General features: G+C 67.7%; 14 protein-coding genes. 4 read left to right on the plus strand and 10 right to left on the minus strand.

Annotation, left to right across the window (positions count from 1 at the left end):
* Positions 1-2: 2 nt before the first annotated feature.
* Positions 3-488, minus strand: coding sequence for an Lrp/AsnC family transcriptional regulator (locus ACVOJ1_RS04540; protein ID WP_053516027.1), 486 nt, complete (start codon positions 486-488; stop codon positions 3-5).
* Positions 489-613: 125 nt separating this feature from the next.
* Here ACVOJ1_RS04540 and phhA point away from each other — a divergent pair, with 125 nt between their 5' ends.
* Complete coding sequence (gene phhA, locus ACVOJ1_RS04545) at positions 614-1,507, plus strand: phenylalanine 4-monooxygenase (protein WP_053516024.1); 894 nt, start codon at positions 614-616, stop codon at positions 1,505-1,507.
* A gap of 47 nt (positions 1,508-1,554) precedes the next feature.
* On the opposite strand, the gene ACVOJ1_RS04550 is transcribed toward phhA, so the two are convergent.
* The 9 genes from ACVOJ1_RS04550 to ACVOJ1_RS04590 form a co-directional block, all read right to left on the minus strand.
* Positions 1,555-2,655, minus strand: coding sequence for a GDSL-type esterase/lipase family protein (locus ACVOJ1_RS04550; RefSeq protein ID WP_346480064.1), 1,101 nt, complete (start codon positions 2,653-2,655; stop codon positions 1,555-1,557).
* A 93-nt stretch (positions 2,656-2,748) separates the two neighbouring features.
* Positions 2,749-3,504: a 2-dehydro-3-deoxy-D-gluconate 5-dehydrogenase KduD gene (kduD, locus tag ACVOJ1_RS04555; protein ID WP_346480065.1), complete on the minus strand. Its 756-nt coding sequence runs from the start codon at positions 3,502-3,504 to the stop codon at positions 2,749-2,751.
* Positions 3,505-3,584: 80 nt separating this feature from the next.
* Complete coding sequence (gene kduI, locus ACVOJ1_RS04560; RefSeq protein ID WP_053516019.1) at positions 3,585-4,433, minus strand: 5-dehydro-4-deoxy-D-glucuronate isomerase; 849 nt, start codon at positions 4,431-4,433, stop codon at positions 3,585-3,587.
* Between the two features lie 184 nt (positions 4,434-4,617).
* On the minus strand, positions 4,618-5,676 hold the full coding sequence (locus ACVOJ1_RS04565; RefSeq protein ID WP_053516017.1) for a LacI family DNA-binding transcriptional regulator: 1,059 nt from the start codon (positions 5,674-5,676) through the stop codon (positions 4,618-4,620).
* Between the two features lie 40 nt (positions 5,677-5,716).
* Positions 5,717-7,306 carry a family 43 glycosylhydrolase gene (locus ACVOJ1_RS04570; protein WP_346480066.1) on the minus strand — a complete coding sequence of 530 codons (1,590 nt, stop codon included), beginning with the start codon at positions 7,304-7,306 and terminating at the stop codon, positions 5,717-5,719.
* A gap of 16 nt (positions 7,307-7,322) precedes the next feature.
* Entirely contained in the window at positions 7,323-8,606 is a 1,284-nt protein-coding gene (locus ACVOJ1_RS04575; protein WP_065174099.1) for a TRAP transporter large permease, read from the minus strand.
* 3 nt (positions 8,607-8,609) lie between these two features.
* A complete protein-coding gene (locus tag ACVOJ1_RS04580) occupies positions 8,610-9,149 on the minus strand; it encodes a TRAP transporter small permease (protein WP_164151498.1) in 540 nt (179 codons plus the stop codon).
* Positions 9,150-9,159: 10 nt separating this feature from the next.
* Positions 9,160-10,164: a TRAP transporter substrate-binding protein gene (locus tag ACVOJ1_RS04585; protein WP_065182105.1), complete on the minus strand. Its 1,005-nt coding sequence runs from the start codon at positions 10,162-10,164 to the stop codon at positions 9,160-9,162.
* 40 nt (positions 10,165-10,204) lie between these two features.
* Entirely contained in the window at positions 10,205-11,029 is an 825-nt protein-coding gene (locus ACVOJ1_RS04590) for a 2-keto-4-pentenoate hydratase (RefSeq protein WP_346480067.1), read from the minus strand.
* A 155-nt stretch (positions 11,030-11,184) separates the two neighbouring features.
* Between ACVOJ1_RS04590 and ACVOJ1_RS04595 the strand changes: the two genes are divergently transcribed.
* From ACVOJ1_RS04595 to ACVOJ1_RS04605, 3 genes are read left to right on the plus strand one after another with little or no spacing between them, the layout of a single operon-like run.
* The gene (locus ACVOJ1_RS04595) at positions 11,185-12,168 is read left to right on the plus strand and encodes an alpha/beta hydrolase (RefSeq protein ID WP_481558697.1); all 984 of its coding nucleotides are present in this window, start codon (positions 11,185-11,187) and stop codon (positions 12,166-12,168) included.
* Positions 12,165-13,802, plus strand: a complete 1,638-nt coding sequence (locus tag ACVOJ1_RS04600) for a carboxylesterase/lipase family protein (protein ID WP_263176695.1) — start codon at positions 12,165-12,167, stop codon at positions 13,800-13,802. Before ACVOJ1_RS04595 ends, ACVOJ1_RS04600 begins: the two co-directional genes overlap by 4 nt.
* Before the next feature lie 51 nt (positions 13,803-13,853).
* On the plus strand, positions 13,854-14,441 hold the full coding sequence (locus ACVOJ1_RS04605; protein ID WP_053516003.1) for a cysteine dioxygenase family protein: 588 nt from the start codon (positions 13,854-13,856) through the stop codon (positions 14,439-14,441).
* Positions 14,442-14,443 lie beyond the last annotated feature (2 nt).

The following is a 14,443-nucleotide window of genomic DNA, read 5'->3' on the forward strand; positions in this document are numbered from 1 at the left end:
GCTCAGGGTTCCAGCTGCGACAGTGGCAACGCCTGGAAGCCCTTCACCGTGCGCAGCACGAAGCTGGAATTGGCATCGGCCACGCCACCGGCATTGAGCAGGCGGTCCAGCAGGAAGCGCGAGAAGTGCTCGAGGTCGCGCACGTAGACGTGCAACAGGTAATCCATGTCGCCGGTGAGCGCATGGCAGGCCACCACTTCATCCCAGCCCTGCACGCTGTCCACGAAATGCGCGATGGCCGCCTGGTCGTGCTTTTCCAGTTGCACCCGCACGAACGCCTGCAGGCCCAGCCGCAGCTGCCGGGGTTCCAGGCGCGCGCCATAGCCGACGATCACACCCTCGCTCTCCAGCCGCTGCAGGCGGCGCAGGCAGGCGGAGGGGGAGAGGTTCACCCGGGCCGCGAGCTCGGCATTGGTGGCGCGACCATCCCGCTGGATTTCGGCCAGCAGGCGTATATCCGTGCGATCGAACTGGACTTCTCCGGCCATTGTTGCCCCGCAACATGGTGAGTACGCAAGGATATTGCGCCAGCAAGGTTATTCCGCGCAACTTTTGCAACCCTGTTGCGCCCGCACTGCCCTAGCATCGTGGACATCCCTTCAAGGAGCGTCCCATGGATCCCGCCCAGCCCCGCCGCGTCGAACACCAGCAGACCGACAAGGGCTACGTGCCGGTGTACACCACCGCGCTCGTCGAGCAGCCGTGGGATACCTACAGCGCCGATGACCATGCGACGTGGAGCACGCTGTACCAGCGCCAGCGCGAACTGCTGGTCGGCCGTGCGTGCCGGGAGTTCCTGGACGCGCAGGACGAGATGGGCATGAGCGCGCACATGATTCCGCGCTTCGACCAGCTGAATGAAGTACTCGGCGCAGCCACCGGCTGGACGCTGGTGGGCGTGGAGGGGCTGCTGCCGGAGCTGGACTTCTTCGACCACCTGGCCAACCGCCGCTTCCCGGTCACGTGGTGGATCCGTCGCCCCGACCAGATCGACTACATCGCCGAGCCGGACCTGTTCCACGATCTGTTCGGCCATGTGCCGCTGCTGATGAATCCGGTGTTTGCCGATTACATGGAGGCCTACGGCCGTGGCGGTGTCAAAGCCCACGCCATCGGCCCGGAGGCGCTGCAGAACCTCACGCGCCTGTACTGGTACACGGTGGAGTTCGGCCTGATCGATACCCCGGATGGCCTGCGCATCTACGGCGCCGGTATCGTCTCGTCAAAGGGCGAATCGCTGTACTCGCTGGAATCGGCCGCGCCCAACCGCATCGGCTTCGACCTGCAGCGCATCATGCGCACGCGCTACCGCATCGATACCTTCCAGAAGACCTACTTCGTCATCGACAGCTTCGAGCAGCTGATGCAGGCGACGTCGCCCGACTTCACCCCGATCTATGCCTCGCTGGCCGAGCAGCAGCACCTGCCGGCCGGTGACGTGCAGGCCGACGACCGTGTGTTCCAGAAGGGAACCGGCGAAGGCTGGGCCGACGGCGGCGACGTGTGATGCGGCAGGGGCATCCGTAAGGCCGGCTCCACGCCCGGCTCCACGGGTCAGCGCGGGTATGCCAGCAGCAGCACCAGATCCTCGTCACCCACCTGCTGCAGTGCATGCAAACTGCCTTTGCGCGTCAGCAGGGCATCGCCTGCGCTGACGTCGTACTGCGTGCCGTCCAGCACGTAGCTGCCCCGTCCGCTGACGATGTAGTAGATCTCGTCCTTGTGCTGCGGATGCAGGCCGATGCCTGCACCCTTGTGCAGCACGCGCTTGCGCAGCACGAACGGCAGGTTCTTCTCTCCGGCGAAGAACGGATAGGCCGTGGTCGGCCCGGCGCCACCATGCGGGCCGGGCTGGCGGATGGCGATGTCATGCTCATGGACCACGCGCGAGGGCTGCGCCGGTTGCCCGCCCTGCCCCGCCGCCGCGCCCACGTCACAGTCGATGTCGCGCACGAGTGCATCTTCCAGCCCCGGCTGCAGCACCCTCCACTCGCGCAGCACCAGGCAGGCAACGGCGTTGGCGCCGGCCACACTGAAGTGGGTGCCGTCGGCCTTGCCCTGCTCGGGCACGAACAGGAAGTAGGGGCGTGCACCCTGCTCGCCCAGCGCGCGTATCCAGCGCGTGCTGCGGTCGTTGAGTTCGATCAGGGCAACGCGCTCGCGCGCGGCCAGCTGCTGCATCGCCCGCGTGTAACGCGCATGTGTGTCCAGCAGCGAACCGAAGTCATACAGCAGCCGCGCCACCGGCGTGACCAGCACCGGCGTGGCGCCCTTGTCGCGCGCCACCTGCACGTAACGCATCAGCAGGCGCGGATAGTCGCTGTCCGGATCGGTATAGCGCGTGGGATCTTCGAACTTGGCGTCGTTATGGCCGAACTGGATCAGCAGCACGTCGCCGCGGCGCAGCTCGCTGGCGATCGCATCCAGGCGGCCTTCATCGATGAAGCTGCGCGTGCTGCGGCCTCCCCGGGCGTGGTTGCGCACTTCGAACCGCGCCGGATCGAGGTAGCTCTGCAGGGCCTGGCCCCAGCCCGCCTGCGGCGCGCGCTCGGGACCGTACTCGGCCGCGGTGGAGTCACCGGCGATGAACACCCGCACCGGCGCCGCCTGCGCGGTGGTGCACGACAGCAGCAACAACAGCAACAGCCTTCGCATCGCGGCACTCCTGTAGAGCCGAGCCATGCTCGGCTGTTTTTCGATCAGAGCGCGACAGCCGAGCATGGGCTCGGCTCTACAGACCGGTGTGCCTCAGCGCGCCAACCAGCCACCATCGACCGGCAGCACGGCGCCGTTGATGTAATCCGATGCGCTGGATGCCAGGAACACCGCCGCGCCGGCCAGATCCTCCGGTGTGCCCCAACGGCCGGCCGGAATGCGATCCAGGATCGCCTTGTTGCGGTCGGCGTCGGCACGTAGGGCCGCCGTGTTGTCCGTGGCCATGTAGCCCGGCGCGATCGCGTTGATGTTGACGCCCTTGCCGGCCCATTCGTTGGCCAGCAGGCGGGTGATGCCGGCGATGCCACTCTTGCTGGCGGTGTACGACGGCACCCGGATGCCGCCCTGGAACGACAGCATCGAGGCGATGTTGATGATCTTGCCGCTGCCCTGGGCGATGAAATGACGGCCCGCCGCCTGCGAGATGAAGAACGCCGACTTGAGGTTGACGTTCATCACGTCATCCCAGTCCTGTTCGCTGAACTCCACCGCGTCGGCGCGGCGGATCAGGCCGGCATTATTGACCAGGATATCCAGGCCACCCAGTCCCTCGATGGTTTCGCGCACCACGCGCTCGACCGGCTCGATGCTGATCAGGTTGGCTTCCACCGCCAGGCAGCGTCGGCCGAGCGCGGTGATCTTCTCGATGGTTTCGGTGGGCGGCGCGATGCCGGCCACGGCGACATCGGCGCCGGCGGTGGCCAGCGCAACCGCGATACCTTGGCCCAGACCGGTATTACCACCGGTTACCAGAGCGACTTTGCCTTCCAGGCTGAAGGGATTGGCCATTGCGTGTGCGTTCCTTGGTAGAGGTGTGCGTGATGCAGGCGAACGGCCACCGGCACGCGTGCGCGGCGGCCAGGCAGGACTTACTTGAGCTGGCAGATGTCCAGCACGTGCATGTCGGTGTAATCCAGGTTCTCGCCGCCCATCGCCCAGATGAAGGCGTAGTTGCTGGTACCGGCACCCATGTGGATCGACCACGGCGGCGATACCACGGCTTCGTTGTTCTGGATGACGATGTGGCGCTGCGCGTCCGGTTCGCCCATGAAGTGGTACACGCGGTCGTTGTCGCCCAGGTCGAAGTAGAAATAGACCTCGCTGCGGCGGTCATGCAGGTGCGGCGGCATGGTGTTCCACACGCTGCCGGGCTTGAGCACGGTCAGGCCCAGCAGCAGCTGCGAGGACTGGCAGGTGGCCGGCACGATGTACTGGTAGATGGTGCGCTCGTTGCTGGTCTCCAGCGCGCCGCGGTCCAGCGCTACCGCGTCCTTGATCGACAGCTGCTTGGTTTCAAAGCGCGCATGGGCCGGGGTCGAGGCCAGGTAGAACTGAGCGGGGTTGGCGGCGTCCTGCGAGGCGAACACGACGTCCTTGCTGCCCATCGCCACGTACAGGCCATCCTTCGGGCCCAGCGTGTAGACGGTGCCGTCGACGGTGACCGTACCGGTACCGCTGCCGACGTTGATCACGCCCAGCTCGCGACGCTCCAGGAACGGATGGCCGGCGGCCGACGCCGGTTCGGTCTGCACCGGCAGCGCCAGCGGCGCATCCAGGGGCGCCGCGCCACCGAGTACGAAGCGCTCGTAGTGGGTGTACTTCAGCGTCACCTGGCCGGGGTTGAACAGGCCGTCGAGCAGGTACAGCTCGCGCAGCTGGTCGTTGCTGGCGCCCTTGATGGCGTCGGGATGGGTGGCGTAGTGGGTCTTGCAGTACATGGCATCTCCAGAGCAGGGGGCGGGCCGATCATTCGGCCCCGGCACGGTTCAGGGGGATTCTAGCGACGTTGGTAACCGGTGTCATTTTGCGCCGCACGATAGCGCTCAACGGTCGCGGCAAGGTGAGGCGGCTTCAACGGAGTCGCAGGCAGGCCTGCGGGCTACCGGACTGATCCCCGCCGGATCAGTCCTCCGGCGGCTGGCAGGAGTCGCGCACGATCAGGTGCGGGCGCACGCTGGCGATCTGCAGCGCCGGCTGGCCGTCGGGCTGGATCAGCATCGCCGCAGCGGTGCGGCCGGTATCGCGGGTATGGCGCCGTACCGAGGTCAGCGACGGCCACAGGCGCGAGGCCAGCGGGCTGTCGTCGTAGCCGATGATGGACAGCTGGCGCGGGATGTTGATGCCTGCACGCAGCGCCACCTTGTAGATGCCCGCCGCCATTTCATCGTTCCCGGTGAAGATCGCGGTCGGCCGGCGCTTGCCCAGCAGCAGCTTCTCGGCGGCGGCCACGCCCGATTCAAAGGTGTAGCCCGCCTCGATGATGCGGTCCTTGGGCAGCTCGATGCCACGCTGCGACAGCGCATCGATGAAGCCGGCGGTACGCTCGTGCGCCGAACGATAGGCACTGGGCCCGGTCACCAGGGCGATGTCGCGGTGGCCCAGCGAGAGCAGGTAGTCGGCCGCTTCGGCGGCGCCGTCACGATCGTGGGTGACCACCATCTGCGAACTCTCGTCCAGCGGCAGCGCGGCCACGCGGGTGAAGCGGCAGCCGATCTCATCCAGCATGTCCGCCAGCGCCTGGTCCTCGGAGGCACGCGGTACCAGGATCACCCCATGCAGCTTCTGCTGCTGCACGAAGCGGCGCACGCCGTCGATGTAGCCCGGGCTGCGGCTGTCGCAGGGGTGCACGACCAGCTCGAAGCTGGAACCGCGCAGCGCGTCGAGTGCACCGTACTGCATGTCCACGATGTACTGGGCGGTGGGGTTGTCGTAGACCATGCCGATCAGGAAGGATCGACGGAAGGCCAGGCCGCGCGCCAGCGGATCGGGCGTATAGCCCACCTCGCGCATCAGGGCCTCTACCTTGTCGCGCGTGTCCTTGCGCACCAGCGGTGAGTTGTTGATGATCCTTGAAACCGTTTTCTTGGACACTCCGGACAGTCGCGCGATGTCGTTGATCGTGGCTGCCTTGCCTTTGGCCAATGCCGGCGTGGCGGCATCATTCTTGTTGCGCACTGACATGTAATGGACCAGGTAAGTCGGGGGATTTCCGGCCGCGCACTCAGTCCAGCGCGCGGTAGCGGAAGCTGCGGAAGGTCACCGCACCGTCACCGGCAGCGTACAGCGCCGGCTTCAGGGCGAGAAACTTACCAGCCACATTGTGATGGTAACCCGAGGTTTCCATCTGAACCGGGTACTTCTGCCAGGTCCGGCCGTCCATGCTGGTATGGAAGGTGACGATATGGCGGTTGTTGGTGACGCGCAGCCAGAGCCGCCCGCCGCGGTCGCTGGGCGCAAGGCGGGCAGGGCGTTCCTCGCCGTAACGGTGCATGATGAACTGCTCGCCGTTGCTGCCCACGCCCACATAGAGGCGGTCGCTGTAGAACAGCAGCGCGCCGCCGACTGCGCCTGGCGCTACCTCCAGCTCCACCTCGAACTGGTAGGCCGGATCGCCGGCGATGGTGGTCAGCGGAGACGCATCGCGCGGCGCACTGCCCTTGCCCTGCATCACCAGCCCATCGCCGCTGAAGCGCAGGCGCCGGTACTCGTCACTGCCCGGGTTGAAGAACGCCCACTGTGGCCCGAGCCTGCCGCCGCGGAAATCATCCGAAAGCGCCATGCCGTGCGGTGCCAGGGCGCTTCCGGAAGGCTTGCGCAGCGGTTGGCCGAGGTCACCGCCCCTGGCCACGAACCAGCCATCGTCGGTCCACTCGATCGGGTCCAGCAGGGTCTGCCGGCCCAGGGTCCAGAAGCCGTTCTCATACCCGTGGTACATCATCCACCAGCGACCGTCGGTGCCTTCGACCACCGTCGCATGGCCGCGTGACCACCACGGCTCGGCCGCCGACTGCGTGCGCGTGATCGGATTGTTCGGTGCGTTCTGCCAGGGCCCATGGATGGAGCGCGAGCGCGCAGTGATCACCATGTGCCCGGTGGGTGGGCCGGCGGTGCCTCCCACGGCGGTGGTCATGTAGTACCAGCCCTCGCGGAAGTGGATCTTCGGTCCTTCCTGCGCATAGGCCTCCACATCCCAGCTCTGCGGATAGCGCCAGCCGTCGTAGACATGCTTCGGTGTGCCGACCACGCTCAGCCCGTCATCGGCCAGCTGCACATAGTCGCCTCCACTGAGGAACAGGTAGCGCTTGCCGTCCTCGCCCACCGCATGGCCGGGGTCGATGTAGCCGCCCAGGCCGATGTCGATCGGATCGCTCCACGGCCCGCGGATGTCATCGGCCCACACCACGAAGTTGCTGCGGTGTTCGCCGGTCCGGGCCGGGAAGTAGATGAAGTAGCGACCCTGGTGCTTGACGATGTCCGGTGCCCAGATCGCACCCACGTTGCGGGTGATGGCATGACCCAGCGGCTGCCAGTTGACCAGATCCCGCGAATGCCAGATCGGCAGGCCGGGATAGGCGTCGAAGGAGGACAGGGTCAGGTAGTAGTCCTGTCCGTCCTTCAGTACCGACGGATCGGGGCGGTCGCCGGCCAGCACCGGGTTCAGGTAGGTGCCGTCGCCGAGATCGGCCTGGCGCTGGTTCTCCAGCCCACGTGCCCAGGTTGGTGAGGCCGGGCCGGAGGCCAGCGCCGGAAGCGCGGCCAGAAGCAGGCTGGCCAGGGCCACGGCAGGGATGCGGCGAAGCGGACGGTGCATGGCAGCGGTCTCCGGCTCAGCTGCGCAGCGTGGCCGGCAGCCACAGCGACAGGGCAGGGAAGAAGGTGACCACCAGCAGCACGCCCAGCGCAGCGAACCAGAACGGCCAGATGGTACGCATGCTCTGGCCCACGCTGATCTTGCCGATGGCGGTACCGATGAACAGCACCGAGCCCACCGGCGGTGTCACCAGGCCCAGGCCGCCGGTCAGCACCAGCACCAGCCCGAAGTGGATCGGATCGATGCCGTACGCGCGCGCCACCGGCAGGAAGATCGGCGTGCAGATCAGGATCATCGGTGCCAGGTCCATGAAGGTTCCCAGCAGCAACAGCATCACCACGATCATCAGCAGCACCATGAACTGGCTGTGCGCGAAGGACTGCAGGAAATCCACCGCCGCCGCCGGCACCTGCAGGTAGGCCAGCAGCCAGCCGAATACCGCAGCGGTGGCGATCACGAACAGGATCACGCCGGTGCTGCGTGCGGCGTGGACGACCGTGGCGAAGAACTCGCGCCAGCGCAGTTGCCGGTACAGCACCGTGGTCACCAGCAGTGCGTACACCACGGCGATCGCCGCGCTTTCCACCGCAGTGAAGATGCCGGCGCGGATGCCGACGAAGATCAGCGCGACCAGACCGAGGCCGGGCAGGGCGGAGATCATCCGCAGCAGCACCGCGCGCCAGCCCGGGAACACCTCCACGCCATAGCCGCGGCGGCGCGCGACGACGTAGCCGGTGATCATCAATGCCAGCGTCATCAGCAGTGCCGGAACGATGCCGGCCGCGAACAGATCGGCGATCGAGAGGCCGCCACCGGCTGCGGCCGAGAACAGGATCAGGTTGTGCGAGGGCGGAACCAGCAGCGCGACCAGGGCGGCGGTGATGCTGACATTGACGGCGAAATCGCGGTCATAGCCGCGCTTGACCATCTGCGGAATCATCGTGCCACCCACCGCCGAGACATCCGCGATGGCCGAGCCGGAGACGCCGCCGAAGAACAGCGAAGACAGGATCGAAACCTGGCCCAGGCCGCCACGCAGGCGCCCCACCAGCGAGGACGCCAGCGCGATCAGGCGCTCGGAGATGCCGCCGCGCATCATGATCTCGCCGGCGAAGATGAACAGTGGAATGGCGATCAGCGATGCGGACCCGGTGCCTGCCGAAATCTGCTGGACCAGAACGATGGACGGGATGTCCAGGTAGAGCAGGGTGGCAAGGGCGGCCGCAGCCAGCGCGTAGGCCACCGGCACGCCCAGCAGCAGGAACACCGCGAACACCGAGAACAGAATGGCGATACCCATGGATCAACGATCTCCTTCAGCGTCATCGGCGGCAGCGTCTGCCGGCGTGGACTGCGTGGCCTTCCACGCACGGTTCAGCGCGAACACCACCATCAGCACGCCGCCCAGCGCCAGCGGCAGGTAGTTGATGCTCTGCGGAAGCTCGGCACCGGCGGTCTTGATGTCCAGGCCGTCGAGAAGAAGCTCGGCCGACCACACTGCAATGAACGCGCCCAGCACGGCCACTACCAGCTGCACCAGCACGTCCACAGCGCGGCGCAGCGCCGGCGCCATGTAGGCATGCAGCAGGAAGAAGCCGAAGTGGCGGTTGGTGTGCACGCCACAGGCCGCGCCCAGGCTCATCGCGGTGCTGAGCAGCAGCAGGGTCACCGGCTCGGTCCAGCTCGGGGAATCGTTGATCACATAGCGCGCGAAGACCTGCCAGCCCTGCACCACCACCAGCCCCAGCAGGGCCGCCACGGCGGTGTAGATGGCAATGTCGGCGATGCGGTCCAGCAGGCGCTGCCCGGGGCCGGGTGGGGAAAATGTCGTCGTTTCGGTCATGGCTGTGTCCTCAGGCTGCACCGCGGATGCGATCGACCAGCGCGGCGATTTCCGCGTGCTGCAGGTACTGCTGCAGCAGGGGCTGCGCGGCGGCGCGGAACGCCGGCATGTCGACCTCGTTGGCCTTCACGCCGTACGCCAGCACCGCGCGTCGTGCCGCATCCTCGGAGGCATCCCACTGGTCGCGCATCACCTTCACCGACGCACGTGCGGTCTCCAGCAGCAGCTGGCGGTCATCCGGCTGCAGCCGCTCGAAACTGGCGCGTGACATCAGCAGCACGTCCGGTGCATAGGAGTGATCGCTCTGCGACCAGTAGTGCGCAGCCTCGAAGTGACGGCTGGAGTGGAAGCTGCGCATGTTGTTCTCGGCACCGTCGATCATGTGCGTCTCCATGCCGGAGAACGTATCGCCCAGCGACATCGGCGTCGGGTTGGCGCCGAGCAGCCGCATCAGCTGGATGAAGATGTCCGATGATGCGACGCGCAGCTTCAGTCCGTGCAGGTCACCGGGCTGCGTGATCGGATGCCGGGTGTTGTAGAAGCAGCGCGCACCGGAATCGTAGATGGCCAGGCCGACCAGGTCGCGGCGTTCGAAGCCGCGCAGCACGGCATCGGCCACGCCGCCATCAAGCGCTGCCCGCTGATGCGCCACCGATTCGAACACGTAGGGCAGGCACAGCGCCTGGGTCAGCGGAAACGCGTTGTTCAGCGCGCCCGCATAGACACGGGTGATGTCGATGGCGCCGAAGCGGGCCATGTCGATCGCTTCGGACTCGCGGCCGAGCTGGCCCGAGTGGTACTGGCGCAGACGCAGGCGTCCCTGGGTCTCACGCTGCAGGGTCTCGCCGATCCACTTCACCGCTGTCACGGTGGGGTAATCGGCCACGTGCACATCGGTCGCCGTCAGCAGTTGGCCGCCGGCTGCGTCAGGGCCCGGCCCGCGGCCACAGGCGGCGAGCAGGGGAGTGGCAAGTGCAGTGGCGCCACCGGCCAGGAAATGTCGTCGTGTGATCATCTGCGCCCTCCCGCGCGTGTTCACTGGTTCGTGCCGCGGCTTACCCGGCCGGCACGGCCCTGCAGGCAATCTCGCCGAAGCCGGCGAAGCGCACCAGCGCCGTTTGTCCTGCCTGGATGTCGTGGATGCCGGTCGCATTGCCGGTGGCGATCAGGTCGCCACGCCGCAGGGGCCGGCCGCGAAGCGCGGAACGGGACAACGCGAACGCGTATGCCGCGCGCAGGCCACCGGGCAGGCGGCTCGCGCCGCCGACCCCGACCACTTCACCCTCGATCAGGGTCTCGGCGCGCAACGCCGACTCATCGAGGGACGTCCAGTTGCCGATCTCCGGCCCCAGCACGAGGCCGTTGTTGTTGCCGAAGTCGGATACCACCACGCGCGGGCCCAGCTCGTTGATCGTTGCCAGCGGGCTGCTGGCAACCTCGACACCGAGGTACAGGCGGGCCGGCAACGCTTCAGCCTGTTCCGGCGACCAGTGCAGCTGGTCGGCGGGGGCATCCTCCAGCAGTTCCAGCACGTACTCGGCCTCGATCGCGGCGAAACCGCCGACGAACACCGGAACATCCGTTGTTCCACCGGTAGCATTTTTGAGCTGAGGCTTGAAGATCGGGCCCAGCAGCCGTTCGTCCCCGGACGCATCGCGGCGTTCGGCAGCGATGTAGCCGACCTTCCAGCCGACCACCGGCTGGTTCCAGCGGGCGATGGCCAGGTCCTGGACCTGGTAGGCCGCGACCAGGTCCGCCGGGATGTCGCCCGGGAACGCCTCCAGTGCCTGGCCCGCAAGGCGTGCGGTGGTGAAGGCCTGGGCAATCGCGGCCGCATCGGCCGGCGGCGTGTCCCCATGTGTGCCGTGTTCGTTGCTCAAGAACGTCTCCCTCTGGCGTTGTTGCGCTGCCTATCGACAGCGTCTGCAGGACGTGTATATGGTAAACCGGTGTCATCACGCAAGCGGCAGCGCATCACGCCGTCTTTGCCGACGCCGCCAGCGCCCTGTCCTGTCCTGTTGGAGCCCCGTCAGTCATGCGTCTGCCCATCGTGTTGCTGTGCCTGTCCCTCCTGCTGCCGGCGGCGCCCGCCTGCGCGGTCGACACGTCGTTGCGCGAAGGCGAGCGTGTGGCCCAGGCGTTGCCCGGCGAGCAGCTGCCGTTGTGGCCGGCAGGCGCAGTGCCGGGCGAACCCGGCCCCGCACGTCCGACGCGGGTGGTCGAGCGCAGTGCGGACCCTGCACGCCCGGACCGCTACGCCGACCAGATCGACGCGCCCTCTCTGCAGGTGTACACACCCGCCCGACCGAACGGCCGGGCCCTGCTGGTGATCCCCGGCGGCGGCTACCAGCGGGTGGTGATCGACAAGGAGGGCAGCGCGCTGGTTCCGTTCTGGGTGGACGGCGCCGGCTACACCCTGTTCGTCCTGCGCTACCGCCTGCCGCAGCCGGGGCGCGACCGCCAGGCCGCGCTTGCCGACGCGCAGCGCGCGCTGCGGGTGGTGCGCGACCAGGCGCGACGGCGCGGACTGGACGCGAACGACGTGGCGGTGATGGGCTTCTCGGCGGGCGGCCACGTCGCGGCGCGGCTGGCCACCGGCTTCGACATCGCCGTCCATCCCGCACGGGATGACCTCGACAGGCTGAGCGCCCGCCCGAGCCGTGCCGTGCTGGTCTACCCGGTGATCGACATGGGCGCGCATGCGCACAGCGGCTCGCGCGCCCGCCTGCTGGGCGAGCATCCGGGTAGCTCGCTGCAGGCAGACTATTCGATGCAGCAGCGGGTACGCGGCGACATGCCGCCGACGCTGCTGGTCCACGCCGCCGACGACGCCGTGGTGTCGGTGCGCAACAGTGAACTCATGGCGCAGGCACTGGCGGGTGCGGGTGTCGAGCACGAACTGCACGTCTTCGCCCATGGCGGCCACGGCTTTGGCATGGACATCCCCGCGCGGTCGACGCTGGCACTCTGGCCGCTGCTCGCGCAACGCTGGCTGGGCCCTGCGGAGGACGCGCGATGAACGATGCGCCGGCCGACCTGCAGCGCCGGCGGTTCCTGCGTGACAGCGCCCGCTGGGCCCTGGCCACCGCGTCCGCTACGGCTGCCTTCACTGCATTGCCAACGCTGGCCAGCGTGCCGGGTGTCCGCGACGACCGCCTGCCATTGGCCCGGGTCCGTGGCGGACGTGTGCGTGGCCAGCGCGAGCACGGGGTTCTGGTGTTCCGTGGCCTCCGCTATGGTGCCGATACCGCTCGCCACCGCTTCCAGCCGCCGCGGCATGAAGCTGCCTGGCGCGGCATCGCCGATGCACTGGAGTACGGTCCGGCCGCACCGCAGGGCGGCAGCGAAGGGCCCGGCAGCGAGGACTGCCTGTTCCTCAATGTGTGGACACCCGCGCTCGGCGACGGTGGACGCAGGCCGGTGCTGGTGTACGTTCACGGCGGTGGATTCAACAACGGGTCCGGCAGTGATCCGCTGTACGACGGCGCTGCGCTGTGCCGCCGCGGCGATGTGGTGGTGGTCACCCTCAATCATCGCCTGAACACGTTCGGCTATCTCTACCTGGGGGCGTTGGGCGATCCGCGCTACGCCGCCTCGGGCAACGTCGGCCAGCTCGACCTGGTACAGGCGCTGCAGTGGGTGCGGCAGCACGCGGCGGTCTTCGGTGGCGACGCGGCGAACATCACGGTGTTCGGGCAGTCCGGCGGGGGCGCCAAGATCGCCACGCTGATGGCGATGCCTGCGGCCCGAGGGCTGTTCCACCGCGCGTGGACGATGAGTGGCCAGCAGGTCACCGCTGCCGGACCGCGCGCGGCCGCGCAGCGGGCTGCGATCGCGATGCAGGCCGTTGCTGCACGTGATGTGCAGGCCCTGCTGGACCTGCCGGTCGACGTATTGCTGGAAGCCACCCGTGCGCGTGATCCCTCGCGCGTGGAAAGCACGTCGCTGTACTTCGGCCCGGTGCTGGACGATGTGGTGCTGCCGGTGCATCCGTTCTGGCCACAGGCGCCGCAGCAGTCGGCGGCGATTCCGATGGTGATCGGCAACACCCGCGACGAGACCCGCGCGTTCCTCGGCAACGATCCCGCCAACTTCGCCCTGACCTGGGAAACATTGCCGGCACAGCTCGAACGACAGCAGTTCGTCGATCTGCGGCCGGAGACCGTGATCGCCGAGTATCGCCGCCTGTATCCGCACTACACGCCGTCCGAAGTGTTTTTTGCTGCAACCACGGCTGGCCGCAGCTGGCGCGGAGCGGTGGAGGAACTGGAAGCGCGGGCGCGCCAGCCCGCGGGCGCAGCACCGACCTGGGCGTACCAGCTGGACTGGGGGTCGCCGGTGGAGGAGGGGCGCCTGCGTGCTTTCCATACGCTGGACATCCCGCTGGTCTTTGACAACGCAGGGTTGCCGGGCGCGCGCACCGGGGGTGGCGATGATGCCCGTGCGCTGGCGGCGACCATGAGCGAGGCCTTGATCGCCTTCGCCCGCAGTGGCGACCCCAATCACGCCGGATTGTCGCAATGGGCCCCTTATACGCTGCCGCAACGGCGGACAATGCTGTTCGATCGCACCAGTCGCGCGGTTGACGATCCGCGCGCAGGCGAGCGCGCGCTCTACGGAAAAGTGCCTTTCGTGCAGCGCGGCACGCAGTGATGACACCGCAGCACAAACATTCTGTTAACTCCGCTCGGCTAGAGTCGGGTCATGGGAGACACGTTCACGCCACTGCCGTTCGCCGGCCGGGAGCGCCTGCTTGCCGCCATTGATGGTGCGGTAGCACTGGCGGATCCGCACGCGATCACCGAGGGCCTGCAGCGCGTGCTGCGTGATGCCATCACCGATCCTTCGATACAGCTGCCGCCGTGTGTACGGCGACCGGTGCGTGGTCACTACGCACGTCGTGAACTGCACCGCAGCCGGACCCTGGGGTACAGCGTCATCGCCATGTGTTGGGGCCCGGGGCAGGGTACGCCGCTGCACGATCACGATGCGATGTGGTGCGTGGAAGGCGTCTGGCAGGGCGAACTGCTGGTCACGCCGTATGCGCTGCTGGAGCGGAAGGGCACTCGCCACCGCTTTGCCGCGCAGCCGACGCTGTACGGCCAGCGCGGCAGCGCCGGCAGCCTGATTCCCCCGCATGAATACCACACGCTGCGCAATGCCAGCGATGCCGACGTGGCCGTGTCGCTGCACGTCTACCAGGGCGTGATGGAGCGCAGCGCGGTGTTCGAGCCGCTGGGCGATGACTGGTACCAGCGACGGGTGAAGCGGATGGAGACCGACGCGGCATAGCC

Source organism: Stenotrophomonas sp. STEN225 (genome assembly GCF_056756445.1).

Coding starts and splice junctions, on each gene's coding strand:
- kduD (WP_346480065.1), bottom strand. CDS start 3,504: ATGGCCAATCCCTTCAGCCTGGAAGGCAAAGTCGCTCTGGTAACCGGT.
- phhA (WP_053516024.1), top strand. CDS start 614: ATGGATCCCGCCCAGCCCCGCCGCGTCGAACACCAGCAGACCGACAAG.
- ACVOJ1_RS04595 (WP_481558697.1), top strand. CDS start 11,185: ATGCGTCTGCCCATCGTGTTGCTGTGCCTGTCCCTCCTGCTGCCGGCG.
- ACVOJ1_RS04540 (WP_053516027.1), bottom strand. CDS start 488: ATGGCCGGAGAAGTCCAGTTCGATCGCACGGATATACGCCTGCTGGCC.
- ACVOJ1_RS04565 (WP_053516017.1), bottom strand. CDS start 5,676: ATGTCAGTGCGCAACAAGAATGATGCCGCCACGCCGGCATTGGCCAAA.
- ACVOJ1_RS04580 (WP_164151498.1), bottom strand. CDS start 9,149: ATGACCGAAACGACGACATTTTCCCCACCCGGCCCCGGGCAGCGCCTG.
- ACVOJ1_RS04605 (WP_053516003.1), top strand. CDS start 13,854: ATGGGAGACACGTTCACGCCACTGCCGTTCGCCGGCCGGGAGCGCCTG.
- kduI (WP_053516019.1), bottom strand. CDS start 4,433: ATGTACTGCAAGACCCACTACGCCACCCATCCCGACGCCATCAAGGGC.
- ACVOJ1_RS04575 (WP_065174099.1), bottom strand. CDS start 8,606: ATGGGTATCGCCATTCTGTTCTCGGTGTTCGCGGTGTTCCTGCTGCTG.
- ACVOJ1_RS04585 (WP_065182105.1), bottom strand. CDS start 10,164: ATGATCACACGACGACATTTCCTGGCCGGTGGCGCCACTGCACTTGCC.
- ACVOJ1_RS04600 (WP_263176695.1), top strand. CDS start 12,165: ATGAACGATGCGCCGGCCGACCTGCAGCGCCGGCGGTTCCTGCGTGAC.
- ACVOJ1_RS04570 (WP_346480066.1), bottom strand. CDS start 7,306: ATGCACCGTCCGCTTCGCCGCATCCCTGCCGTGGCCCTGGCCAGCCTG.
- ACVOJ1_RS04550 (WP_346480064.1), bottom strand. CDS start 2,655: ATGCGAAGGCTGTTGCTGTTGTTGCTGCTGTCGTGCACCACCGCGCAG.